Source organism: Roseibium hamelinense, assembly GCF_007830545.1.
Lineage (GTDB): Bacteria > Pseudomonadota > Alphaproteobacteria > Rhizobiales > Stappiaceae > Roseibium > Roseibium hamelinense.
Window position 1 is genome coordinate 168,189 of record NZ_VLLF01000006.1, and the last position, 24,471, is coordinate 192,659.

A 24,471-nucleotide genomic window follows, 5' to 3' on the forward strand; every position below is an offset into this window, starting at 1 on the left:
GTCAGGCTCCAAGCGGGCGGAACAGGTCGCGGCTGATGATATGCCGCTGGATTTCGCTGGTGCCGTCCCAAATGCGCTCCACCCGGGCATCGCGCCAGAACCTTTCGATCGGGAAATCGGTCATCAGTCCCATGCCGCCGAAGATCTGCAGCGTTGTGTCGGTAACGCGGGCGAGCATTTCTGTGGCGTAGAGCTTGGCACTTGCGATTTCCCGGTTCGCCGGCAGCCCCTGGTCAAGGCGCCAGGCACCGGCAAGTGTCAGCCAGTCGGCGGCATCGATCTCGGTAATCATGTCCGCAACCTGAAACCCGACGCCCTGAAACTTCGCGATCGGCTGACCGAACTGCCGGCGCTCCGCCGCATAGGATAGGGCATGATCGAAACACCGGCGGGCGCGGCCAACGCTCATGGCGGCAACCGTGAGCCGCGTCGCATAAAGCCACTCATTCATCACCTCAAACCCGCCATCGACCGCGCCGAGCACCTGAGCGTCCGCTACTCGGCACTGGTCGAAATACAGGATGTAGTTCTTGTAGCCGCGATGGCTGACGGAGGCGTAGCCCTCGCGCACCTCAAACCCGGGTGTGCCGCGGTCGACAAGAAAGCAGGTGATCCGCTTTTTCGGGCCTTTGGGCGTGTCGTCGACGCCGGTTGCGACAAATACTATGAAAAAGTCGGCGTGTTCTGCGCCTGAGATAAAGTGTTTTGAGCCAGTGATCACCCAATCACCACTGTCGCGTACGGCCTGGCACTTCATGCTGCGTACATCCGATCCGGCATCCGGTTCGGTCATGGCAAGCGCGTCCATCTTTTCGCCGCGCACAGCGGGAAGAAGGTATTTTTCCCTTTGCGCGCCCCGACAGGCCATCAAGATGTTTTGCGGACGACCGAAAAAATGGGTCAGTGCCATCGATCCGCGGCCAAGTTCACGCTCGACCAGCGTGAAATCCAGATGGCTCAAGCCCGCGCCGCCTACCTCCGCAGGGAAATTGCAGGCATAGAACCCCAGATCGATACATTTCTGTTTCAGCGCTTCGCCAAGTGCGTGCGGAACCTCTCCGGTCTTTTCGACAAAGTCTTCATGCGGGTAGATCTCGTTTTCAACGAAAGACCGGACCGTTGAAACGATCATTTCCTGCTCTTCGTTCAATCCGAATTGCATCTGCGCGTTTCCCTTGTGTTACTGGTCGCAGAATGAGACAAGTCAGCTTGGCATTATGTGCGGCTTTGGGTGTCTTTCATGCAGAATTGGCAAGTTTCGCCGGGGACGGACCGCATCGTGGTGCTCCTGTTCGATAACTTTTCGAACCACTGTCTCGCCAACACGGTTGAGCCGTTCCGGGCCGCGAACACCATTGCGCGGGCTCCGCTCTACACCTGGCGGTTCCTGAGCCTGTCCGGAGGGGCCGTCACCTCGTCCAGCGGCCTGCCCGTCGAGACCGCCTGCTGGTCGGAGGCGCCGCCGGAAGGGGATTATCTCTTCCTGATGCCGAGCTATGGATTTGAGGGGCTCGCAACTGGGACCCTCGCAGGTGCGTTGAAAGCCGCACGGGGCCGTTTCAGGACGTTGGTCGGCTGCGATACTGGTGCTTGGCTGCTGGCGCGGGCTGGTCTCCTAGAGGGCAGGACAGCAACCATTCATTGGGACGAGTTGACGCGCTTTGCCGAGGCATTTCCCCAAACGGACACGGTTGAGGACCGGTTTGTGTTTGATAGCGATCTGGCGACCTGTGGCGGTGCATCGACGGCGATGGAGCTTGTTCTGGAGATCATCAAGACCCGCCACTCGCCGATGTTCGCGCTGGAGGTTGCTGCCCTATTCATGCATGGCGACAAGCTAGACCTGCACAATCCGTTTCAGCGGCTCACAGCCGGCAGGCTAGTCAGCAGCGCCGCAGCCATCATGCGCCGGCGGATCGAAAGCCCGCTGGCGATCGATGCGCTGGCCGCCAGTCTCCATGTCGGCCAGCGTGAGCTGGAGGAGGCCTTTGCCGGCGAAATGCAGCGTACGCCGCGCGCGGTTTACAAATCGATCCGCTTGCGGGAGGCACGCCGGCTGGTTGAGCTCACCACGCTTTCCGTTGCGGAAATCGCCACCCGCTGCGGCTACCAGAATGCCAGTGCCATGACCCGCGCCTACCGTTCCGAATTCGGCGTAACGCCAAGAGAGCACCGGTCATAGCAAAAGAATTCGGTATTTCGTTGCGCCGGAAATTGTCTCTGCCATCTGACAAAAAGCCCAGTGTTTTTGGTGTGTTCTAAAAAGCCTCATCTGCACCCTCAGACAGTATTCTTTTAGAACAATACTCCTTTCTGTCTGTCTGATATTCAGTTTTGCGCAAGTTTTTAACGATACAACCTCAACGTAAATTTTGTTGATTTGGGGGTTGCAATGACTGATTTGAAAGTAACACTCACCGACGCGCTTCAAAAAACGCTGGGACAGAAAGGTGTAAATGCCTACGCGGTTTATTTTGATACTGCAGGTAATTCACCTAGCTGGACGACGCTTGTCAATAACGGGTCAGTCCAGTCCGAGGGGGTCCAAACTATTGACCTGCCCTTTCCTTATAACGGCGGAAAAATCTATTTTTTAATTCAAAGCGAAGACCCATCAGGACCGCAAACAGACCTGCAAACTGTCATTGCGAAAGAAAGTGAAATCACCTGGCAACATGGCGAAACCTATCAATATCGTGTTGATAGTTTTGAAGTTTCGCTTCTGGGAAAAAGCGGGGATGCAGGCAATTTAACCTCTGTTCAGGGCTTCGGTTTGTCGATGGAGCTGTCTGTCAGCTACGATAATGGAAACGCAACCCAGACGCGAAGTTATGCGATCAGTGGGGATGATGTTTTCGGCAAAATCAAAGAGATCAACTCATCTGCCATCCACACATTCACCGGCGGACCACTCAAGGGAGACAATCGGGCGGCTATCTCACCTTCTGAAGCCGTCGGCCTAGCTCCACCGGACCCGACATTTAGCACCAGTGACTGGAACGCGTATGTCGAAAGCCTTCAAGTTGCCAACACCGGTATAGAAGTGGCAGGCTTCTTTAACGGCGCTAAAGATGGCAATGACATCTACCATAATGCCGGCTTTTTCGGATACGCGCTTGAGTGGTCCGAAACCGATAAAGCTTTTTGGTTGAATCCAACCGACTCGAGCCACGTCAAGGGATCGATTAAAATAACCGCTGAAGCGCTCGAGAACAGCATTTATTCGACACTTGGCAATGTTGAAATATACACCAATTCGACCGATGGCATTCCCTATGACATCCAAGGGTCCAAGTTAGCAAACCAGAGTGAGATGAACTCGGGTGCCAATACCCAATGGGGCGAGGTCCTCACTCAATTCCTGACAGGATTTACAGGTGGCTACTACGGCACGGAAGGAGCTTCACTCAATTCGGAGGTCGCGGACACGATAGATCTCAATAAGAACTGGAACTGGGACCCAGTTTACGCTTTCGGAAACAATCTATCTGGAGATGGTCCCAAGTTTTCCGATCCTTACTCTGAAATCTTTTTTTTCAATTCAAATTCCTACGGGTCCGGATATTCTGACAATCTCATGGACGCCTACGCAAAAGGCGGTCCGCTAATACCAGTCGCAGAAACACTGGAAAGCGGTACCGTTCAAAACGTTTCGCAAATTGATCTGACAATTTATGACGATAGTGAAACGCCTTCAGGCTACACTACGCCCGTTATCTATAACTATATTGCGCCCCCAGGTCACACGGACTTTCTGACCAAACAGGCCGATCCAACATCCTACACGCCTGCAACATTTGGCGCGAATACCGCTGCCAACATTACCCTTAACTTCTTCAATCAAAACGTGGTGTTGAAGGACGATACGTCTATAACGCTTGAGATTTTTGATGGCCTTGTAAAAGGAAAAGAGATCTTTCGAACCATCGAGTTCAATGTTCCGGCAGGTGAAAACCTATGGCAAAATTGGCAGATTGTTAAAAACCAACACGGTGTTTGGGGGGCGAATATAGTTCCTGACACCGCGCAGACCACTGGCGCCATGGTGATTTCAAGTCTTCCAACAGCCGAAAATGGAACCGGGTGGTATCGTATTACAGTCGGTGATGGGGATGCAGCTAAAACGTTCAATCTTTACACGAAGACACAGAACGGCGCTTTTCTGAATCCTAGTTACACAGGACAAGAAGATAGCCTGGCAATTGATGGCTTGGCGTTGTTGGCACCATCAAATGTCGCAGGTACCCCAGAAACACTCGACACTTTTGCAGTAAATTTTCTTTACAGTGGAAGCACGACCCTCGATCCGTCGTTGTTTGACTGGAACACGTCTTCGTCCCACGTGAGTGAAATTGCAACTCTGCCGGCTGCAGCTGTCGCAGGAACACTTAACGCAGACCAGTTCACGGCGCTTTCCAATCAGACGCAGTTGAGCACGAACAGTGTAAGCTCCAATCAGGCTCAGCTTGCATTTGGATGGACCGGTACGAACTCGGACCCTAGTGTTGGCAGCTGGATATCCGGCTACACCAACAAGATCAGCGCGCTGAACTTGGTACAGGTGTCGTTTTTTCAAAGCGGTCAGGCGGTGCTGACACCAGTCTATGCGGAGGCCGACATCGATGGCCGCTGGGAAACCGTGCTTTCAAAGACGCTGGGTAACGGAACTTTTGTTGTTAAGACAACAGAGCATATCAAAGACGGCGTAAATGTTGGCGGTCAAATCGGCGCACAGTCCGATGCCTTGAACGTGACCGTCATTCTGACTGACTATGCATTGCGGACTTCCGGATCAGGTCAGGGGATTACTTTGGACATCCCAGAGAGTGATGACGGTATGGTTTTAGGGAACTGGATAGAATTCGCAGTTTCATCGGAAAACACGGACACTTCTCTAGCCGTGCAGCTATATGTTGTTGACGCTAGTGGCAATTATGTCGGTCGCGATGGGCAGACTGGTGCCGGCGTTACGTTGTCCGACGCGATCCATGGCACACTTGGCGTGGTGACTGACGACAGTGGTGCAACGGTTGCACAGGGGGCCCAGTCTATTTTTCTTGAAGAGGGACAAACGGTCAGATTCGCGCAGCTTACGGGCGCGGATACGATCGACAGCACCAAAACCGTTTCCATAAATCCGGCACAAGATGGATCTTATGAAATCGTATATAACAACGTTTCAATAACGGCGTCTGTTCAGAATACACTCGATGGTGCCGCAATGCTCGCGGATGCGCAGCGCCAGTTAGACATGCCTCTGGTCTATGTTGAACAGGGTGCCACGGTTAACATCAACGCTGACGTGAATACCGTTCAAACAAACAGTATTGGTTTCGTTCGTGTTGATGTGGCGCTGGACGGCAGCGTCACTCTGAACGGTGAAGCGTTTGCCAACACGGACGCTTTCAGAAGCAAAGTCGTCAAGGCGCTGGACGGCGGCTATAGATATGAGTTTGGCGATGCCGGTATCACGCCACCAGCTTGGACCGTGGCTGGGCATAGCGGCTTCTACGCTCCTGTTATTATGACTGAAACTGGGAATGTCTTTGTTATAGGAGATACCAATAATGGTGGTGCCGAGCACATTAGGATGTTCGGCGAAAATATGTTTGGATTCGAGGACTTGACCGCGTCGGAAAACAGCGATTTCGATTACAATGATGTCGTCGTTGAGCTGTTGCTGTCCGGTGTCACAGGTGCAGAAAGCTTGTTTGTTTAAGAGTCTAAGATATCTGACTGTCATCCGCGCAGGACTGTAGCATATCGAGACTATCTTCTTGACTTGCATTCCCGAAGTCTATGCTAATCAATCCGGGTAAGGTGCATTAACGAAAGCGTTTAAAATGCATAGCAAGGCTAAGATGCAGGTCAGGGTCACGTCCGGTGCCGTGCTTGCGGGCTTTGTCTGTCTGGCTGTTTTGGTGGCATTTGTCACGGCCCCCCTTCTTGAACGCTATTTTCAAAATCAAGCCGGAATACGGGCAAAAGCTACGCTTCAATTGACCGTCGCAGGCTTGAACGGTGCACTTCAGCGCTACGAACCATTGCCGTCTCTGATTGCTGAGCGTCCGGTCCTCGTTGACCTTTTAAAAGCGCCTGAAGACCAAACTATGCTCATGCAAGTGAATGAAGATTTAAGACTGGCGGCCTACCGGCTCAAGGCTTCAGATGTCTACGTCATGGATGTAACCGGCCTTACCCTGGCGGCGAGCAGTTATCAAAAAAAACTGTCTTTCGTCGGCCGGAGTTTTGGCTACAGGCCATATTTCACCCAGGCTCTGGAAGGTGGCACCGGTCGTTTTTTTGCTCTGGGGACCACCTCTGGTGAGCGTGGTTACTTCTTTGCTGCCCCAATCGAAGACAATGAGCGGGTTCTGGGGGTTGTTGCGGTCAAGTTTACTGTTGACGGTTTCGAGGAAGCGTGGCGCAACGGCGACCACCAAGTTGCCGTATCTGATCTGAAGGGCGTTGTGTTCATGGCGAGCCGTCCAGATTGGCATTTCCGAACACTGCAGCCCCTTACAAAAACAGAGCGCGCCGAAATAGAAGCCAATCGCCAATATCCGCTAGACAAGCTCACGCCGCTCGTAAACGTCGTCGAGCCCTTGGGCGACGGTTTGAGTTTGATCTCGATTGATGAAAACGGCGACTCCGAGCGGTACGTAACCAGCTCTCAGTATATTGCTGACGCGGGATGGACCGTAAAAATACTGGTTCCAACGACCCGAGCGAGCACACAAACACTGGCGGCGCTGCTGATTTTGGTGCTGGGGATCATGCTGGTTGGGCTGGCCGTTGGGTTCTATGTCCAGCGCAGAGCCAGATTGCTTGAACGGCTGGAAACGCAACAGGCCGCTCAAGCAATGCTTGAGACCCGTGTCGAAGAGCGGACGGCTGATCTCTACCGGACCAACGCAAAACTTGTGGAAGAAGTCGGTGAGCGTCGAGCCGCCGAGCAGCGGCTGAGGCGAACACAGGCTGAGTTGGTTCAGGCCGGAAAACTTGCGGCTTTGGGCCAAATGTCGGCTGCGCTCAGTCACGAATTCAATCAGCCATTGGCTGCGGTCAAATCTTATGCGGACAATGCCTTGAAGCTTCTCGATCGAGAGCGCACAGAGGAAACGCGAGAAAACATAAGCCGAATCTCTGAAATGGCAGATCGGATGGCGTCGATCTCTGAACACTTGCGCAATTTCGCACGTCGGCCGATGGAATAGGTGCGGCCGGTGCCGCTTGTGCAAATAACAAATGACGCTATCGCTTTGATGCAGCCGAGAATTAGATCTTCGAAAGCGCACTTGGCTTTCACATCGCCCGATGGAGATATTTGGGTCATGGGGGGGCACATCCGGTTGCAGCAAGTTATTGTCAACCTGCTCACGAATGCTCTTGATGCCATGAAGGGTTGCCCAGACCCGACAATCGAGGTGACACTTGAGCGTATGGGCGGGAACGCAGTTGTGAGGGTCCGGGACTTCGGACCCGGTGTGCCGGAGGAGGGGCTTGAAAAGGTCTTTGACCCGTTCTTCACAACCAAACAACCGGGCGAAGGAATGGGCTTGGGTCTTTCAATTTCCTACAACATTGTAAAGGACTTTGACGGCCACCTCCGTGTTAAAAACCACGCCGAGGGCGGTGCGGTATTTGATGTTGTCTTGAATATGGCCGATGCGGGACCAACACCAGCGCTGGACCAAGGCTGGCCAAACGACGTGGCCGCTGAATGAATCTCCAAAAAATCCTGTTCGTCGACGATGAAGAACATCTTCGTTTCGCAGCCAAACAAAGTCTGGAGCTTGAGGGGCTGGCCATCGAGTGCTTTGCAGAGGCACAGCCGGTCGCTTTGAAGTTGTCCAAGGACTTTGAAGGGGTTGTCGTGACGGACATCCGTTTGCCGGGCATGGACGGGACAGCGCTCATGCGCCAAGCGGTCGAAATCGATCCTGACATCCCGGTCATCCTGGTAACTGGCCATGGCGATGTGGAACTGGCTGTGAACTCCATGCGCGATGGAGCCTACGATTTTATCGAAAAGCCCTTTCCCCCTAGTCGGCTCGTGGACACGGTCAAGCGCGCTTTGGACCGCCGGCGGCTTGTTTTGGAAAACCGCATTCTCAGGCAGCAGGTCGGTGTGAAAGAAGGCATAGGGTCGGTCCTGCATGGCAGCAGCCATGGAATCCAAATACTTAAGGATCAAATCGCTGCTGTTGCTGCAGTGGATATCGATGTTCTAGTGGCTGGCGAAACGGGAAGCGGAAAGGAAGTGGTAAGCCGGGCGCTTCATGAGGCAAGCAGCCGCGCGCACATGCCTTTCGTCCATATCAATTGTGCCGCTTTGCCGGCACATCTCGTTGAAAGCGAACTGTTCGGTCATGAGGCGGGTGCTTTTCAGGGGGCGTTGCGCACGAGAGTGGGGCGATTTGAGGCTGCACGAGGCGGAACAGTCTTCCTTGATGAAATCGATAGTCTGCCGCTCGCTCTGCAAACAAAGTTGCTCCATGCCGTTCAAAATCGTGTGGTCACCAGGCTCGGGTCTAATGATCCGATTGAATTGGATGTGAGATTCATTGCGGCCACGAAGAAGGACCTTGAGCAGGAAGTGGCCAACGACAGGTTTCGTGCAGACTTGTTCTACCTACTCAACGTGGTCAGTCTGAATGTGCCGCCGCTTAAGACTCGCCGAGAGGATGTGCCGCTGCTTTTCGCACAATTGGTTAGTGAGGCCGCGGCCCGGTATGAGCGGGCAATGCCCGACATTCCCGTAGCGGTGATGACTGCCGTCGCTGCACGGGATTGGCCCGGAAATGTCCGGGAGCTGCGCAATGCAGCGGACCGCTTTGTCTTAGGGTTTGGTGCTCCCCCTACTCATGATCGGCAGTTAGATACTGAGAATAATGGGTTAGCGGAGCGCATGGCGCAGCACGAAAAATCACTCATAGCAGCAAGTCTCGCCGCCAATGGCGGTAATCTGAAAGAGACCTATGAGGCGTTGAACATTTCCAGAAAGGCGCTTTACGAAAAGATGCAAAAATACGGCCTGTCGAAAAAGGCCTTTTCAGCTGCAGACCTTTCCTGAGCGCAGTGGGGCGACTTGTGTCGGTTTCGGCACACTCGGCGCGTGATTTGTCACCTTTGAGACCCATCCGGCCAATTGATGTGGTCCATTTGTGTTCTGGCATAAAATGGGCGCTTGCCTTTTCGTCGCAGTGCTCTTTTTTACCCTAACGGCATGCTTTGGGAGGAGCGTTGTTAAATCGAGGCATCTGGTGCCTCGAGTCCCGGAAAAACAGGCATGCTGGTTCCGATGGGAACGAAAACCTTGGAGGAAAATATGAAATATGCAGCAATGACCGGTACATTCGTTGCCGTTGCAATGATCGCGACCGCTGCCTTCGCGCAGGACGAGGATCGCACCGGTTGGCCTGAGAGCTTCACGGTCGGAACAGCGTCGCAGGGTGGCACCTACTTCGCCTACGGTTCAGGTTGGGCAAACCTGGTCGGTGACGAACTCGGCATTTCGGGCGGCGGCGAAGTTACCGGCGGCCCTATGCAGAACATGGCCCTCGTTCACACAGGCGATGCGCAATTCGGCATGACGACCATGGGACCTGCTGCTGAATCGCTTGCCGGCACGAACCCCATTGCGCCGGGCCTGCAAATGGACAAGGCCTGTGCCATGTTCCCGATGTACCAAACACCGTTTTCCGTAACGGCGTTGACGTCGTCCGGCATCACCTCTATTGCCGACATCCCGGCTGGCGCCAAGATCGGCTTCGGTCCGGCAGGGTCCACGTCGGATACCTACTTCCCGCGCATGATGGAAACCCTCGGCGTCGACTTCGAGCGGCGTAACGGCGGATGGACCGATCTTGGCGGCCAATTGCAGGACGGGCTTTTGGACGTGATTGCATTTGCTGCTGGTGTTCCCGTCCCGGCCGTGAGCCAGCTTGAAGTCCAGACCGACATCAACATCATCGAGTTCACCGAGGAAGAGCGGGCAAAGATCCTGGAAGCCTTCCCCGTTTCCGAGTTTGAGATCGCAGCCAACACCTACAGCACTTTGGAAGATCCGGCCCGCTCCGTTTCCATGTGGAACTTTGCCATCGCCAACTGCGATCTGCCGGCTTCTTTCGTGAAGGCTGCGGTTGAAGTCGTGATGTCCGACAATGATCGGATGGTCGGCATCCACAAGGCCGCCCGCTCAACCCTTCCGGAGAACTGGGACAAGAACGCGGTTCTGAAGTGGCACCCGGGTGCTGCCGAGTGGTTCCAGGAGAACGCCGGCGCGGACATTCCCGCTGACATGATCTACAGCAACTAAATCACTCCGAAACTGACAATGAAAACCCTGGGGACCGCCTAACTGCGCGGTCCCCAGTCATAACATGCTACAGTCCTCCGGCAGACAGCCTGCCCGGGGAGGGGGGACCATGACGTCAACAACAACATCCGAACAAGAATACGAGCACCTGATTGCTCAGGGCGTAGACGAAGAGCCGGTCGAGCAGAACCGCCGCCTCTTCACTGGAACATCGCTTGCGGTGATGAGCGCGGTTGCGGCCTTTTATGCAGCCTTTCACATGGCAGCCTTGAACGGCCTGTCCATATACGAATTGACCGGCATTCGTGTCCCATTCCTGCCAGCCTTCCCCATGGAAACCTGGAACTTCCGGATTGTTCACGTGGCTGGGGCTCTCGTGCTGGGCTTCTTGATGTTCGGCCCGAGGCTCAGTTTTCCGGAAAAAGGCCAGGAAACCCCGGTACTGGGCTATGCCGCCTACGTATTGATGTTGCCAGCGCTTTTTGCATTGGGAATGGCGTTCTCCTTTGCTGTTGAGATCAACAATGGTCTCATGTGGAACGGGATCGACGAGCGCATCCGGTTCAACGAAGTCTATCTGTTCGGTTTGCCGCTGATTGTTGCAACGGCGGGCGGGATCGTTCTGTCATGGTTTCATCAGCGGGAAAGGTCGGGTTTTTCAGCGCCGGACGTCGTTCTGTGCGTGTGTGCCGTCGCAGTCGCCGCTTATCTGATCACGATCTACGGCACGCTGATGCGGAACTCGACCGGCACGCCGTTCGCGCCGATCGGGATCTCGATTGCGGCTGTTGCCGGAACGGCCCTGATCATGGAACTGACCCGCCGCGTCGCAGGCATGGCGCTGGTGGTGATCGCCGGTTTCTTCCTGGTCTATGTTTTTGTGGGTGACCAGCTTCCCGGGTTTTTGAACTCGCCGGACATCAGCTGGGAACGGTTTTTCAGCCAGGTCTATACCGACGCCGGTATTCTGGGGCCGACGACAGCCGTGTCCTCGACCTACATCATCCTCTTCATCATCTTTGCCGCGTTCCTCCAGGCCTCCAAGGTGGGCGACTATTTCGTCAATTTCGCCTTTGCCGCTGCCGGGCGTGCACGCGGCGGCCCGGCGAAGGTGGCCATTTTCGCATCCGGCCTCATGGGCATGATCAACGGCACGTCAGCCGGTAACGTCGTGTCGACCGGGTCGCTCACCATTCCGCTGATGAAAAAGGTCGGCTACCACCGCAAGACAGCTGGTGCGGTCGAGGCGGCAGCGTCGACCGGCGGACAGATCATGCCGCCGATCATGGGCGCCGGTGCCTTCATCATGGCCGAGATCACCGGTATCCCGTACACCGAGATCACGGTCGCGGCGATTATTCCGGCGGTGCTGTACTTTGTATCGGTCTACTTCATGGTCGATTTCGAGGCTGCGAAACTCGGCATGCGCGGCATGCGCAACGACGAGCTGCCGAAGCTCGGGCGCATGGCGAAACAGGCCTATCTGTTTGTGCCGATCTTCATCCTGATTGCTGCGCTGTTCATGGGCTACTCGGTTATCCGGGCCGGCGCATTGGCGACCGTCTCTGCCGTGGTGGTGAGTTGGGCTCTGCCGGAATACTTCGCCCTGCGTGGTGGCGTGCGTTGGACACTCCAACGGCTTCTTGTGCTTGCCGTCAGTGCTGTCCTTGTCAGCTTGCTGGTGCTGTACCTGGTCTCGCCTGCGCCAGAACCGGGCGCGGACCCTTCGGCGGCCCTGTCCGCGTTGTCGCTGATCGCAACGGTGCTCGTGATCCTGACCTTCGCCTACATCTCTTTTCGGGAACTGACCGGGGGGGCGGAAGCCGGTGTTGGCCTCAAGGGCACGTTCAAGGCGTTTGAACTTGCCGGGCACATGTCCGTCCAGATCATCGCGGTGTGTGCCTGTGCCGGCATCATCGTGGGCGTGATCTCGCTGACGGGTGTGGGCGCCAGGTTCTCTTCCCTATTGCTCAACCTCGCCGACACGAGCCAGCTTCTTGCGCTGTTCTTTGCCATGTGCATCTCGATCCTTCTGGGCATGGGCATGCCGACCACCGCCGCCTATGCCGTGGCCGCATCTGTTGTTGCCCCTGGCTTGGTACAGCTGGGAATTCCGCTGCTGACCGCGCACTTCTTCGTGTTCTACTTTGCCGTTCTATCAGCAATTACACCGCCGGTTGCCCTGGCAAGTTATGCCGCGGCGGGCATTTCCGGGGCGAACCCGATGGAAACGTCGGTCACGTCCTTCAAGATCGGCATCGCGGCCTTCATCGTGCCTTTCATGTTCTTCTACAATTCGGCCATCCTAATGGACGGAACAGTCATTGAGATCGTGCGAGCCGCGGCGACGGCAATTGTTGGGGTGTTCCTGTTGAGTTCGGGTGTCCAAGGGTGGTTCCTTGGAAAGTCGGCCGTCTGGTTCTTGCGGCTGGGACTTATTGCATCTGCGCTCTTCATGATCGAAGGCGGATTGCTTTCTGATGCGATCGGGCTCGGCCTCGCAGCCGCTGTATTCGCGGTCCAGCGATTTCTCCATCCCAAACCCGGAGCGACCGTCCCGGTAAGGGGAGCGGATTAGAGGGTGCTTGAAAAAACTGTATTCACGGGCGGCGCAGAAATGGGCTGCCCGGTTTTGTTTCCGCTGCCGGTAAACACACAAGACGGGTCTTTATCTGGATCGGAAAAAATTCAGCATCGTTTGGGCGTCGGAGTGTTTGAGCGGCACACCCGGTGGATTGTCTGTCAAACCGCTCTCTGAAAAGATTTTCGAAATAGAGCCATCTTCCACGAACATGGAATATCGCCAGCTGCGCATTCCCATGCCGTTGCTTTCCCGGCTCACCAACATGCCCATTTTTCGGGTAAACTCCGCGTTTCCGTCTGGCAGCATCATCACTTTTTCGATTGATTGTGAACGCGCGCATTGGTTCATAACGAAGGCATCATTCACCGACAGGCAGGCAACTTTATCTGCGCCAGCGGCGATCAAGTCGTCATGAAGGCTTTCATAACCGGGCAAATGTTTTTCGGAACAGGCCGGCGTGAACGCGCCCGGCACCGCAAAAAGAATGACCTTCGCCCCAGAAAAACCTCCTGTGATGTTACGTTTTTCCATATGAAAGAGCCTTGGCCGTCCGGGGCGCTCTCCCGGACCCGGATGTGAAAAACACTATCTGGCACACTCTGCGGAACCATGCGGAACTTCTCCCATTGTCATGCCGCGGAAAATCGGCCGATCCGGTAAAAGCCGACAATTGACGGGATACTTGCTCTCCTGTCAAAGTCCAGTCCGGTCCAGTCCAGTCCAGTCCAGTCCAGTCCAGTCCGGATCCGTCGACGGAGGCACGTGATGCGCATGTCCTTATTCCACCAGCCAGTCAAAACCGCGTTTTGGTTTATGCTTTTCGCTCTGGTGTTCGCGCCTTTGCAAACAGTCGCCTCAGAACGGCACGCGCTCGTCATTGGAAATGCCGACTACAACAGCAACACTCTGACAGCTCTTAAGAATCCGGCAAATGATGCAGCTCTCGTTGCCGATAGTCTGAAGACGGCGGGCTTTAAGGTTCAGCTCGTATTGAATGCTGATTTACGGGCGATGAAACGGGCGGTTCGTGATTTCACGGAGACCCTGAAGCAAGCACCACAAGGATCGCTCTCTGCATTTTATTATTCTGGGCATGGATTTGAAGCTGGCGGGCGAAATTACCTTGCTCCTCTTGAAGCCGATCTGCGTGATGAAGTAGACGCGGAATTCGAGGCGCTTTCGGTCGATTGGGTTCTGACTGCGGTCGAGAAATCTCACGACGGCGCGAACATTGTCATTCTTGATGCCTGCCGCAATACAGCGCTGACCCGTTCGGCGGGTGGAACCGCCGGAGGATTCTCCCTGTTGACCAGCACGCCGCGCGGCACCTTCATCTCTTTTGCAACCGCGCCAGGCAGCACAGCAACCGATGGGGCTGGCCTCAACAGCCCCTACACCGCTGCCATTGCGCGTGAAATGCTTGTGCCGGGTGCGACAATCGAGGCAGTTTTCAAGCGTGTGCGCCAGCAAGTGGTTGATGCGACCGGCGGCGAACAAGTGCCATGGGATCATTCATCGCTGACCGATGATATCGTCCTGCTCCAGGGAACGATGGGCGGACCCGCAGATGTTGCAAGCGCACCGGCCGGTGCCAGTGCAATGCAGCTTGAGCTCCAATTTTGGAACGACGTTAAGGACACGGACGATCGCAGCGAAATCCAGGCCTATTTGGACCGGTTTCCAAGTGGTGCGTTCTCCGAGTTGGCAAAGACGCGGCTGGAGCAAATTGGAACAGGGCCGTCCGGCGATATTGAGCAATTGTTTGCCCGCATTCAAAGCCGGTCGCTTCTTGTCGAAAATCCACAACGGCCGCATGAGTTTTATGCCAATGCCCGGCTGCGTGAGATCAAGGGCGATTATCCCAAGGCGCGCCTGGACTATTTGAAGTATTTTGCCTTCGGGGAACCACAGGTGGATCCGCATGTCCGGTTTCAGGCTGTTTTGAAAATTCAGGAAGGCCGTGCTGGAGCGCGGGAGGTCTACAATGCGTTTACACAAGGCCGGCGTGATGCAACCACACTGTTTGCCGGTATCCTCCTGGAAGACCGGGAAGAACGGGTCCGGCGCCTTACGTCCTTCTTGCAAGCCTATCCGGATTTCACGCCGGCCTACTACGCCTTGAGCCAGGATTTTTCGGCCGCACGTGTCGGCCAGCAGTCCCTTGCCGACAAGACAAAAGAGCTGGAGTTGCTGAACGAGTTTATGGCAGGTGTCGACGATGGCCGATATCTGCGCTACTTCCTGGATCAGCAAATGGCGGCCGATTGGCTCGAAGACGCTAAAACCCGGCTTGCCGCGCTGTCTGTTTTGAATTCTGCGGCTTTAGTCAATCCGATCAAGATCAACGCCATGCGCAGCAACCAAGGCTGGATGCTGAACCTGGCGATTGCCGACCGGACCCAGGAAATCTTCGTCAAACTCCCAAATAGCGATTTTAAATCAACAGGCTTCATGGCGAATTCAATGGACCCGACAACAGGCAAGCCGATTGCCTACCCGATGGTCGAATTGCCGGGAAACGCTGAAGCTATGGATATCATGGTGAAATACACCGACATCCGGGGGGAGGAGCAAGGTCCGTTCGAAATTCGTTTCAATCCCAATTTGGCGCTGATTGCGGGTCAAAAGGACATTCTTGAGCGCATGCCCAACGGATGGGTAAGTTACAGAGACTTTGATGGCAAACGCCTGGTGTATTTCACGCATCTGATTAGTTATCGCTGTGCGATTGATGAGGTCCAATACGGTCTCGATACGGACACACCTAACCAGAGTTTTGAAATCGGCGAATGCGATCCGGACAATCCGCATGCCATCCCGAGCAAGGGGCCTGGCTCGGTTGTTTACACGGACATTCCAAAGCCCACCAAGTATCTGTCCGTTAAGCTAACCTACGCCGATGGTACGCAATCCGAGGTGCAGCGTTTCGATGCGCCAAACTAAGAAAACCACCATGATGACGTCTCAATATGGCCTGCGCAGCTTGCCATGAACCGGGAACGGAAAAGCGTAAGGCCGGCCACCAGCAGTTCCTTTAAATGGGGCGCTGGCGCGCTTGCAGTTTTCATTTCCGTCCTGATTGCGCTGCCAATTGCCGGCCGCCTGGATCCGGTCCTTGGTGATCTTGTGGTCCTGAATTTGATGCCGAAGGCTTATGATGCAGAAGATCAAATCGTCGTCGTTACGATAACCGAGGAAACACTCGCAAAGTTTCCCTACCGCTCGCCGATTGACAGAGGGTTCCTAGCGGACCTGATCACCGTTATCGACGCTGCACAACCTGCAAGTATCGGGTTGGACATTCTACTGGACAGCACCAGTGAGCCTGAAAAAGACCGTCGGCTTTTCGCTGCGTTGAGCGGCGCCCAAAAGCGGATCGTGCTTGCAAGTGTATCGGACGACTTTTTAACAGAGGGGCAAGCGGAACAGCTTAAATTGTCGCTGTCGTTCGGGAGGCCGGGCTCAGTTAAGCTGCAAAGGGACGACGCCGACGGCGTTCTGCGTCACTTGCCGCAACTTCACGATGAGGGCATGCTGCTCTTGACCGAGGCGATGGCCGGGCGGCGGTTTTCTGAAACGCCATTTGCGAGCCGCATTCTCTACCAGGTGTCGCGGGACGGTACGCCCGTTCTGTTCCCGAAATATCCGGCACACACCGTTGAACTGTTGCCGCAAGAGTGGTTTCGAAACAAACACGTGCTGATTGGCACAGACCTTCCAGGCGTTGATCGCCATCCGACGCCACTTGTATCTGTCGGGGGTACGGCAGCGGGCAGCATGGCCGGCATAGAAGTCCATGCCCATTTGCTTGGCCAGCTGCTCTCTTCAAGAAATCTACCCGTTCCAACCTTCACGCAAGCGATCGGGATCTTGATGGCAGCTGCCTTAGCTGCCGCATTCGGTTTTTTAACGGTACGACAACCAAGTGTCTTTTTCTCAGGCTTGATCTTGGCGGCGTTGCTCTACTTGGGACTGGCGACGGCGCTCATCGCGGGGGAGCTGTTTATGCTCCCGATTCTTAGTCCCATTGCTGCAGCTGGCACCAGTGTCTTGCTCTTGTCACTGGTCCATTGGCGGCAGGAACGTCTTGAGCGGGCATTTGTGCTGAGCGCTTTCGAAAAATACGTCAGTCCGGAAGTTGTCCGCCGGTTGGCCTCGGGCGAAGTCGAATTGGCCCTCGGCGGTCAGAAGCGGATTGTGACCTATCTCTTCACTGATCTTGCCGGATTTACCAGTCTGTCGGAAAACCTGCCCCCAGACCAGGTGGCGGACATTTTGAATGGATATCTAGATGACGTCTGCGACGTTGTTTTCCGGCATGGAGCAACCTTGGACAAGCTCATTGGAGATGCTGTGGTTTGTTTCTTCGGTGCGCCGGAGGATGATCCGAAACAGGCTTCCAAAGCGGTTGCACTGGCGCTTGAGCTTGACGCGACAGCTCAGCGCTATCGGCAACGTCTTGCGGATCAAGGCATAGCGCTGGGCGTGACCCGGATCGGGATACATCTCGGCGAGGCCGTAATCGGAAATTTCGGCGGAAACCGCTTTTTTGACTATACCGGGATCGGTGACACGGTGAACACGGCCGCGCGTTTGGAAGGCGTGAATAAATACCTGGGGTCGCGTATTTGCGTGAGTGAAACGGTTGTTGAGAACTGCCGGGAGCAAACAGCATTCGCATTCCGGCCCTTAGGCGCGCTTGTACTGAAAGGTCGCCAGCAAGGCCTCGCTTGCTATGAGCCAATGTCGGCTAATCAGGCCGGACAAGAATGGTTCGGCGCCTATTGTGCGGCGTACGAGGCTATGCGCCGGAAAGAATCGAATGTCCAAACGCTTTTTGAACGAGTTTTGGCTAAGAAGGGGAATGACGGACCAACGAACTTTCACCTGGCCCGCCTGAATAGCGGGCAAACCGGTGAACAGGTCGTTTTTTCCGACAAGTAACCCTTTGGTATCGGGGGGGCGGAATGCAGAAGCGAATTCTAGCCGGGCTCTGTGTGTTGATGCTGCTCAATGTGTCTGCGCATTCGCAGACAATTGTGGTCGCTGCGACCGGAGCGGAGGATTACATGCCCGGCACTCAACTCGATCCGGAACAAGCAATCGACCTTCCTAAGGGGGCTCGCCTGACACTCTTGTCGCAAAGCGGGGCCATGCAGGTGATTGACGGTCCATTTTCCGGGATACCTGTCTCGCCATACGCCCCTGACGCAGCCAAGGATGGATCAGCTGGCTGGTCTGCTGTGCTTGCCCTGGTTGGTGATCCCGACGCCCGGTCGGAAGTGATGGGGGCTTCGCGGAAGACCGATGGTCCTTTTAGAGTCCCTCCCGACATTTGGCATGTCGCCGTCGACAGCTCCGGACCCAGATGTATCGAACCGGGTAAGGTTGTCCTTTGGAGGCGTGACACGGACACCGATGTTACGATTTCAGCCCGCAGCGCCGCCGGGCGGCTAACAGATGTGCAGTGGCCTGCGGAGCGGAATGCGTTCTCTTTACCAGAAGAATTCGCCGAAGACGGACGGCTCATCCTTTCCATGGACGGCACTTTGCGAGAACTCAATCTCTCTGTTACGCCCGAAACGCTTCAAGCCGCTGCGCCCGGGGCGGTTCTGACCTGGCTGGTTGAGCAAAAGTGCCAGCGCCAGGCGCTGGCACTGATTGAGCAAGTCCACGCCGGAGTGGGGCTTCAGAACTAAAACGGTCGCGCTAAAAGGGTATGCCTATGGATCGGGAAAAGCTGCTTCGAGGCGTTTTGGCCAGCATGATCCAGGGTGTTGCCGCGTTTGATCAAAATCTTGCGCTTGTCGCCTGGAACCAGCGGTTTCGCGAGCTGCGCAGCTATCCAGATTCGTTGATATTCGAAGGCCAAAAACTTGAGGCGTTGGTCCGCTACGATGCGGAGCAGGGCGAATTCGGCCCGGGGGATATCGACACATTGGTCCGGCCCGTGATGGAATTGGCACGCCGATTTGAACATCATTCCTTTGAACGCCAGCGCCGGGATGGCAGCTATATTGAGGTCAAGGGCGGTCCGCTCCCCGGAGGAGGTTTTGTCAGCACCTATTCCGATGTCACCGAGCGAGTTGAGGCGCGCCAGCAGCTGTACAAACAAATGGAGGAGCTCAAGGAAGCGCGGCAGACAACCTTGGAAATGATGCAACGCGCCGAAGAAAACCGTCAGAGGGCCGAAGAACTTCGAGAAAGGGCGGAAAGCGCGACCAAAGCCAAGGATTTGTTCCTTGCGACCATGAGCCATGAAATCCGAACACCGATGAACGGTGTTGTCGGCATGATCGATCTGTTGACCCATACAGATCTTGATCCAGAACAGCGGCAGATGGCTTCGACCATTCGTGAGTCCGCATTTTCTTTGCTAACCATCATCAATGACATCCTCGATTTTTCGAAAATCGAAGCGGGCAAGATGACCCTCGAGGCGGTGCCGATGTCGATTGCGGAGGTTATGGATGGTGTCGCGGAAACCATGTCGCCGAACGCGATTGCAAATGGAATAGAATTTGCGAGCTTCTGTGATCCCTATATTCCGCCTGCCGTGCTGGGGGATCCCGTGCGTCTCAGGCAAATCCTATTCAACCTCGTGGGCAATGCGGTCAAGTTCACAGAAGCTGGCCAGGTGACCATCCGGGCTGATCTGGTTGGGCGCGATAGTGTAAGCGCTTCAGTGCGGTTTTCTGTCGCGGACGAAGGTATTGGCATGACTGAGGCTCAAATTGAGCAACTGTTCCAACCATTTCAGCAAGCAGATGTGTCGACCACCCGTCGGTTCGGTGGAACGGGTCTAGGACTCACTATCGTTAGCCGGTTGCTTGACATGATAGGGGGCGAAATCAATGTCACCAGCACGCCCGGCGTAGGAAGCACATTTTCCGCCACCATCCCGTACCGTGTGGCTGAGCAAACCGAGGTAAAATCGGAAAATATTCTGGCCGACATTGAAGTGCTGGCTATCATGTCCAAAAATTCGTTCTGCCGCGAAGTCCTGCAGCGTTATCTGGAATTTGCCGGCGCCTCAGTGGAGTTTCTTGCGGAGCCAAACTGCGCACCGGCGAAGCTATTGGAAAGGACCACCAAGAAAACAGGCCGAATTGTGCTCTTTTTGGGAAGTGGAATTTCAGAGGCAAGCAAGGCTGAACTGGTCGCAAAATTGCGCGGTGACCCTGAACTTGTTGAGCTACAGGTGGTTAATGAGCGGGCACAAGCAGGTCTTAAAGATGTTGACCGCATGGCAGGCGTAACGACGGTCTCCGGTAGGCCTCTTACGCAGGGCAAGCTGATTACCGCAATACGGTCTGCGCTTGGTCAAACACTCCCGAGCAAACAACTCAAAGCAGCCGCATGGCAACGGCCAAAAGCGCCGACCGTCGGCTGTGCAATCGACAACAACGAACTGATCCTCATTGTCGAAGACAACAGGACGAACCAAGATGTGATTCAGCGTCAGGTTCGGTTGCTCGGCTATCAGTGTGAGATCGCCGGAGACGGGGAGGCTGGACTAAAGGCGCTCAGAACGGGGCGATATGCGCTTGCTCTGTCTGATGTTCACATGCCGAAACTTGATGGTCTTGAGATGGTACGCGCCTTGCGCGGCTCCGCTGAGCCTGAGATGGCTGAAATTCCAGTAATCGCCATCACGGCCAATGCGCTTCAGGGAGAGCGTGAGCGCTGTATGACAGCGGGAATGAACGGTTTCCTGACCAAGCCGCTGGAAATGCCTAAACTTGATGAGGTCCTTCAAATCTGGTTGCCGCATGCGGCGTGCTTGAATACCGCCGGTGCTGAAACCTCGCTCCAGAAGGCTTCAGCACATTCAAGTGCCAACGAAAGTACTTTGCCAGGGGGGGCAGCGGTTGCACCGTTGGATCTAAGCGCTCTCCAAGAGGTTTTTGGTGATGATGGTGAAACCATTCGAGACGTGCTAGCAGACTTCCTCGATCCGGCCTGGGACATCATCGCCGAGATTGAGAGTGGTTACGAAATGCGCAATGCTTCAGAAATAGGTGCCGCAGGACACAAGCTGAAGTCTTCGGCAAAGGCCGTGGGGGCTCATGCCCTTTCGGATCTATGTCTTTCATTGGAAAAAGCCGCCAAAGGCGAAGATTGGCCAGTGATTCATGATCGCTACCCAGAGCTGCGACCGTCGATGCAAGCAGTTGCTGAGTATATTTCCCGTGTTTAAGCATATTGGATTTGCCGCATGCCGCAGGACAAGATTTTGATTGTTGATGATGAAAAATTCATCACGAACTTGACCACCAAGATCTTGAATAAACTCGGATGGGAGCGTGTGCTTACCGCCGGGAACGGCCATGAGGGTTTGGCAGTTTACGAGGCTGAGTCTCCCAACGTGATCCTGTGTGATTTGAACATGCCCGGAATGGATGGCTTGGAGTTTCTCCGTCACCTCGCGGAAAAAGAGGCCTCATGCGGGATCATTTTGGTAAGTGGTGAAGACAAGCGCATTTTGCAGACAGCTGCGCAACTTGGGCAGGCTCACCGCCTGAACATTCTGGGGTCGCTGCAAAAGCCGATAAAGCCCGTTCCGCTTAAAGCTGTTCTCGGCACCTATACACAAAGGCAAACTTTTGCGCCGAGAGCGCCGCTTGAGTTGCTGAGTTTGGAAGATGTGAAGGCAGGTCTGTCGGAAGGTCGAATTAATGTGTTTTTCCAGCCCAAAGTCTCTGTTGCCGACCGGTCGCTAATTGGGGTTGAGGCACTTGTCCGTTGGCGGAAGCTGGATGGGAATCTCATTCCACCCGCGGCATTTTTGCCAGTTGTCGAGGAAAACGGCTTGATCGATGAGATGACCGATCAGGTGTTTCAAAAGGCTGTCTCGGCCATGGCCGCTTGGAGCCTGGCTGGACTTTCGATCAAGGTGGCGGTGAACTTTTCGGTCGAGTCTCTGACGCGCTACGAGGTGCTGGATCTGGTTCACTCAGCCATTGAGCGGGAAGGTGTAGACCCACAAAACCTCATCATTGAGGTGACGGAAAGCCGAATTATGGAAGATGTCACCGCGCCGCTCGAGATCCTCACGCGATTGCGCATGAAGGGTATCGGCCTCTCGATCGATGATTTTGGCACCGGCGCATCCTCCATGCAGCAGTTGAAGCGGATCCCTTTTACCGAACTGAAGATCGACCGTGCATTCGTGGCCGGCGCGCCAACTGATGACGAAGCCAGGGCCATGCTCGAATCAAGTGTTGCGCTGGCCAAACGCCTCGGTCTAACGACTGTTGCCGAAGGCGTTGAAACCAAGGAAGAATGGCACCTGATAGCTGAACTCGGCGTGGATGTGGTGCAAGGATATTTCGTCGCGAGACCAATGCCATCTGAAGATTTGCTTGCTTGGGCCCAACGAAATGGCGATGTCTCTGCCTAGATAGCTTTTTGCCGTCGCGCTGGCCCTTCTGAAGGCGGGGTGGGCCTGGCTGTTGAATTGCAACACCGCTCAGCCGCAGAGGGCCGGTCCAATACAGGCCTGACCCTAAGCTGGATGATCACATGGTGGGTATACCGTGTCGTGTTTTGGGTGCGCCCGCGATCAAGCGGTACAAAGGTGGCAGGCGACACGGGCTTTTTCGGGGCCGAATACCCTAACTTCCGGCCGTTCCCGCCGGCACTGGTCTGCAGTCAGTTCGCACCTTGGATGGAAACTGCAGCCGCTGGGCTTATTGATCGGATCCGGGATCTCGCCTGACACAATCTCCGCTGTGCGCCCAAAAGCATCAATATGCGGAGCCGCATCCATCAGCATGCGGGTATAGGGGTGACGTGGATTGTCAAAGAGCGTGTCCCGGTCCGCGACCTCAACCAGTCGGCCGAGATAGAGCACACCGATCTGGTCCGCCATATACCTGATTACCGACAGGTCGTGGCTGATGAACAGGTAAGTCAGGCCCAATTCGCGTTGAAGTGCCTTCATCAGGTTCAAAACCTGGCTCTGGACAGAAACATCAAGCGCGGATGTCGGCTCGTCGCACACAATGAACTCAGGATTCGATGCAAGTGCACGCGCAATAGCGATACGTTGACGCTGACCACCGGAGAATTCATGTGGAAATTTTTCGCCGTCGGATTTCGCAAGCCCGACCTGATCCAGAAGCTCTTCGACCCGCTTGTCGATCTCGCCGGAGGGCAGCAGATTGAAAGCTCTGACCGGTTCGCCGATAATGTGCTTGACCCGCCAGCGTGGGTTCAAAGACGCATAAGGGCTCTGAAATATCATCTGGATACGCCGGCGCATCGCCAGCTTCTGTTTTTCGTTGGTGATCGAAAACAGATTTTGGCCGTCGATGAGGACCTGGCCCGTCGTGGGCTTTTGCAGACCAACGATCATGCGACCGATGGTCGATTTGCCGGAGCCGCTTTCGCCCACGAGGGCAAAGGTCTTGCCCTTCGGAATGTCAAAATCCACTGTGTCGACTGCCGTCAGGAACCGCTTTTGCTCCATGGCCAGCATCCGGTTCAACCAAGGCTTGGACACATCGAATACCGCGCTAAGGTCGCGCGCTTGGATCAGGGGCGTGTCACCGCTCATTCGGATGCTCCGGACGTCTCTTTTGTGTTTTGATAGGCAGGGTCATAGAGCCAACAGGCAACTTCGCTGCCTTCGACCGGCTCCAGAACCGGGATGTCCTGGAAACATGGCGAAAACGCCTTGCCGCACCGTGCATTAAAGGCGCAGCCCTTCGGTATGGCACGCAGGTTTGGCATGGACCCCGGGATCTGGCTGAGCGTATGAAGCGAGCCGGTCGTGGATGGCGTCGATGCCATCAGCCCGACGGTATAAGGATGTGACGGGGTGCTCAGCACATTGCGCGTTGGTCCGATTTCGGCAATCCGTCCCGCATAAAGAACAGCCACACGATCGGTTGTCTCTGCGATTACGCCCATATCGTGGGTGATCAATATTACCGCAGTGCCGCGTTCCCTGCACAGGCGCTTCAGCAGTGCCATGATCTGAGCCTGCACCGAAACGTCAAGCGCCGTTGTCGGCTCGTCGGCAATGATGAGCTCAGGTTCCGCCGCCAGTGCCAAGGCGATCACCACACGCTGGCGCATGCCGCCGGAAAACTGATGGGGGTAGGCGTCAATACGTGCTGCCGCCGCCGGAATGCCAACCTCTTCCAAGAGACCGATTGCGCGAGCTCTTGCATCGTTCGCAGACAACGGCAAATGAGTCCGGATAGTCTGGATCAGCTGCTGTCCGACAGTCATGAGTGGATTGAGGCTGGTCAGTGGATCCTGAAATACCATTGCGATCCGCTTGCCGCGGATATGGCGCAGGCGTTCCTCAGGCAGATTGTCGATCCGCTCTCCGTTCAAGCGGATTTCGCCACCACTGATGCGGCCCGGTCGATCGATCAGGCCGATAATTGCCGACCCGCACATGGACTTGCCGGCGCCGCTTTCGCCGACAAGGCCAACGATTTCGCCTGCGCGGACATCAAAGCCAACCCGGTCAACAGGGCGCAAGACCCCGCTGCGTGTCGGAAACTCGACGATAAGGTCGGAGACTTGGAGTAGGGGAGAGTTTGACACG

Annotated in this window: 16 protein-coding genes; 12 read left to right on the forward strand and 4 right to left on the reverse strand. The window is 55.3% G+C overall.

The window, feature by feature from the left end; genetic code table 11:
* Nucleotide 1 precedes the first annotated feature (1 nt).
* Nucleotides 2-1,162, reverse strand: coding sequence for an acyl-CoA dehydrogenase family protein (locus JM93_RS13370; RefSeq protein WP_145344198.1), 1,161 nt, complete (start codon nucleotides 1,160-1,162; stop codon nucleotides 2-4).
* A gap of 78 nt (nucleotides 1,163-1,240) precedes the next feature.
* On the opposite strand from JM93_RS13370, the gene JM93_RS13375 reads away from it, so the two are divergent.
* The 7 genes from JM93_RS13375 to JM93_RS13400 all read left to right on the forward strand — a co-directional run bounded on the left by JM93_RS13375 (nucleotide 1,241) and on the right by JM93_RS13400 (nucleotide 12,899).
* The gene (locus JM93_RS13375; RefSeq protein WP_145344200.1) at nucleotides 1,241-2,182 is read left to right on the forward strand and encodes a GlxA family transcriptional regulator; all 942 of its coding nucleotides are present in this window, start codon (nucleotides 1,241-1,243) and stop codon (nucleotides 2,180-2,182) included.
* A 210-nt stretch (nucleotides 2,183-2,392) separates the two neighbouring features.
* Complete coding sequence (locus tag JM93_RS13380; RefSeq protein WP_145344202.1) at nucleotides 2,393-5,719, forward strand: hypothetical protein; 3,327 nt, start codon at nucleotides 2,393-2,395, stop codon at nucleotides 5,717-5,719.
* 124 nt (nucleotides 5,720-5,843) lie between these two features.
* Nucleotides 5,844-7,217 (forward strand): sensor histidine kinase, encoded by a 1,374-nt coding sequence (locus JM93_RS13385; protein WP_208995158.1) that lies wholly within the window; start codon nucleotides 5,844-5,846, stop codon nucleotides 7,215-7,217.
* Between the two features lie 81 nt (nucleotides 7,218-7,298).
* The gene (locus tag JM93_RS21965; protein ID WP_208995160.1) at nucleotides 7,299-7,727 is read left to right on the forward strand and encodes a sensor histidine kinase; all 429 of its coding nucleotides are present in this window, start codon (nucleotides 7,299-7,301) and stop codon (nucleotides 7,725-7,727) included.
* Nucleotides 7,724-9,076 (forward strand): sigma-54-dependent transcriptional regulator, encoded by a 1,353-nt coding sequence (locus JM93_RS13390; RefSeq protein WP_145344204.1) that lies wholly within the window; start codon nucleotides 7,724-7,726, stop codon nucleotides 9,074-9,076. The genes JM93_RS21965 and JM93_RS13390 overlap by 4 nt, the downstream gene beginning before the upstream one ends.
* A gap of 255 nt (nucleotides 9,077-9,331) precedes the next feature.
* Complete coding sequence (locus tag JM93_RS13395) at nucleotides 9,332-10,321, forward strand: TAXI family TRAP transporter solute-binding subunit (RefSeq protein WP_145344206.1); 990 nt, start codon at nucleotides 9,332-9,334, stop codon at nucleotides 10,319-10,321.
* 109 nt (nucleotides 10,322-10,430) lie between these two features.
* A complete protein-coding gene (locus JM93_RS13400) occupies nucleotides 10,431-12,899 on the forward strand; it encodes a TRAP transporter permease (protein ID WP_145344208.1) in 2,469 nt (822 codons plus the stop codon).
* A gap of 90 nt (nucleotides 12,900-12,989) precedes the next feature.
* Here the strand turns inward: JM93_RS13400 and JM93_RS13405 are convergent, their stop codons facing one another.
* Entirely contained in the window at nucleotides 12,990-13,436 is a 447-nt protein-coding gene (locus JM93_RS13405; protein WP_244300840.1) for a redoxin family protein, read from the reverse strand.
* A gap of 234 nt (nucleotides 13,437-13,670) precedes the next feature.
* Between JM93_RS13405 and JM93_RS13410 the strand changes: the two genes are divergently transcribed.
* Genes JM93_RS13410 through JM93_RS13430 form a run of 5 tightly spaced genes read left to right on the forward strand, consistent with a single transcriptional unit; the run spans nucleotide 13,671 to nucleotide 22,308 of the window.
* Complete coding sequence (locus JM93_RS13410; RefSeq protein ID WP_145344210.1) at nucleotides 13,671-15,848, forward strand: caspase family protein; 2,178 nt, start codon at nucleotides 13,671-13,673, stop codon at nucleotides 15,846-15,848.
* A gap of 45 nt (nucleotides 15,849-15,893) precedes the next feature.
* Nucleotides 15,894-17,849 (forward strand): adenylate/guanylate cyclase domain-containing protein, encoded by a 1,956-nt coding sequence (locus JM93_RS13415; protein ID WP_145344212.1) that lies wholly within the window; start codon nucleotides 15,894-15,896, stop codon nucleotides 17,847-17,849.
* Nucleotides 17,850-17,872: 23 nt separating this feature from the next.
* Nucleotides 17,873-18,604: a hypothetical protein gene (locus tag JM93_RS13420; RefSeq protein WP_145344214.1), complete on the forward strand. Its 732-nt coding sequence runs from the start codon at nucleotides 17,873-17,875 to the stop codon at nucleotides 18,602-18,604.
* A 26-nt stretch (nucleotides 18,605-18,630) separates the two neighbouring features.
* Entirely contained in the window at nucleotides 18,631-21,105 is a 2,475-nt protein-coding gene (locus JM93_RS13425) for a PAS-domain containing protein (RefSeq protein WP_170230653.1), read from the forward strand.
* An 18-nt stretch (nucleotides 21,106-21,123) separates the two neighbouring features.
* On the forward strand, nucleotides 21,124-22,308 hold the full coding sequence (locus JM93_RS13430; RefSeq protein ID WP_145344218.1) for an EAL domain-containing response regulator: 1,185 nt from the start codon (nucleotides 21,124-21,126) through the stop codon (nucleotides 22,306-22,308).
* A gap of 162 nt (nucleotides 22,309-22,470) precedes the next feature.
* Here the strand turns inward: JM93_RS13430 and JM93_RS13435 are convergent, their stop codons facing one another.
* Nucleotides 22,471-23,466 carry an ABC transporter ATP-binding protein gene (locus JM93_RS13435; RefSeq protein ID WP_145344220.1) on the reverse strand — a complete coding sequence of 332 codons (996 nt, stop codon included), beginning with the start codon at nucleotides 23,464-23,466 and terminating at the stop codon, nucleotides 22,471-22,473.
* Nucleotides 23,463-24,470 carry an ABC transporter ATP-binding protein gene (locus tag JM93_RS13440; RefSeq protein WP_145344222.1) on the reverse strand — a complete coding sequence of 336 codons (1,008 nt, stop codon included), beginning with the start codon at nucleotides 24,468-24,470 and terminating at the stop codon, nucleotides 23,463-23,465. Before JM93_RS13440 ends, JM93_RS13435 begins: the two co-directional genes overlap by 4 nt.
* Between the last annotated feature and the right edge of the window lies 1 nt (nucleotide 24,471).

Coding starts and splice junctions, on each gene's coding strand:
- JM93_RS13390 (WP_145344204.1), top strand. CDS start 7,724: ATGAATCTCCAAAAAATCCTGTTCGTCGACGATGAAGAACATCTTCGT.
- JM93_RS13400 (WP_145344208.1), top strand. CDS start 10,431: ATGACGTCAACAACAACATCCGAACAAGAATACGAGCACCTGATTGCT.
- JM93_RS13385 (WP_208995158.1), top strand. CDS start 5,844: ATGCATAGCAAGGCTAAGATGCAGGTCAGGGTCACGTCCGGTGCCGTG.
- JM93_RS13435 (WP_145344220.1), bottom strand. CDS start 23,466: ATGAGCGGTGACACGCCCCTGATCCAAGCGCGCGACCTTAGCGCGGTA.
- JM93_RS13375 (WP_145344200.1), top strand. CDS start 1,241: ATGCAGAATTGGCAAGTTTCGCCGGGGACGGACCGCATCGTGGTGCTC.
- JM93_RS13430 (WP_145344218.1), top strand. CDS start 21,124: ATGCCGCAGGACAAGATTTTGATTGTTGATGATGAAAAATTCATCACG.
- JM93_RS13405 (WP_244300840.1), bottom strand. CDS start 13,436: ATGGAAAAACGTAACATCACAGGAGGTTTTTCTGGGGCGAAGGTCATT.
- JM93_RS13420 (WP_145344214.1), top strand. CDS start 17,873: ATGCAGAAGCGAATTCTAGCCGGGCTCTGTGTGTTGATGCTGCTCAAT.
- JM93_RS13380 (WP_145344202.1), top strand. CDS start 2,393: ATGACTGATTTGAAAGTAACACTCACCGACGCGCTTCAAAAAACGCTG.
- JM93_RS13415 (WP_145344212.1), top strand. CDS start 15,894: ATGAACCGGGAACGGAAAAGCGTAAGGCCGGCCACCAGCAGTTCCTTT.
- JM93_RS13425 (WP_170230653.1), top strand. CDS start 18,631: ATGGATCGGGAAAAGCTGCTTCGAGGCGTTTTGGCCAGCATGATCCAG.
- JM93_RS13395 (WP_145344206.1), top strand. CDS start 9,332: ATGAAATATGCAGCAATGACCGGTACATTCGTTGCCGTTGCAATGATC.
- JM93_RS13370 (WP_145344198.1), bottom strand. CDS start 1,162: ATGCAATTCGGATTGAACGAAGAGCAGGAAATGATCGTTTCAACGGTC.
- JM93_RS13410 (WP_145344210.1), top strand. CDS start 13,671: ATGCGCATGTCCTTATTCCACCAGCCAGTCAAAACCGCGTTTTGGTTT.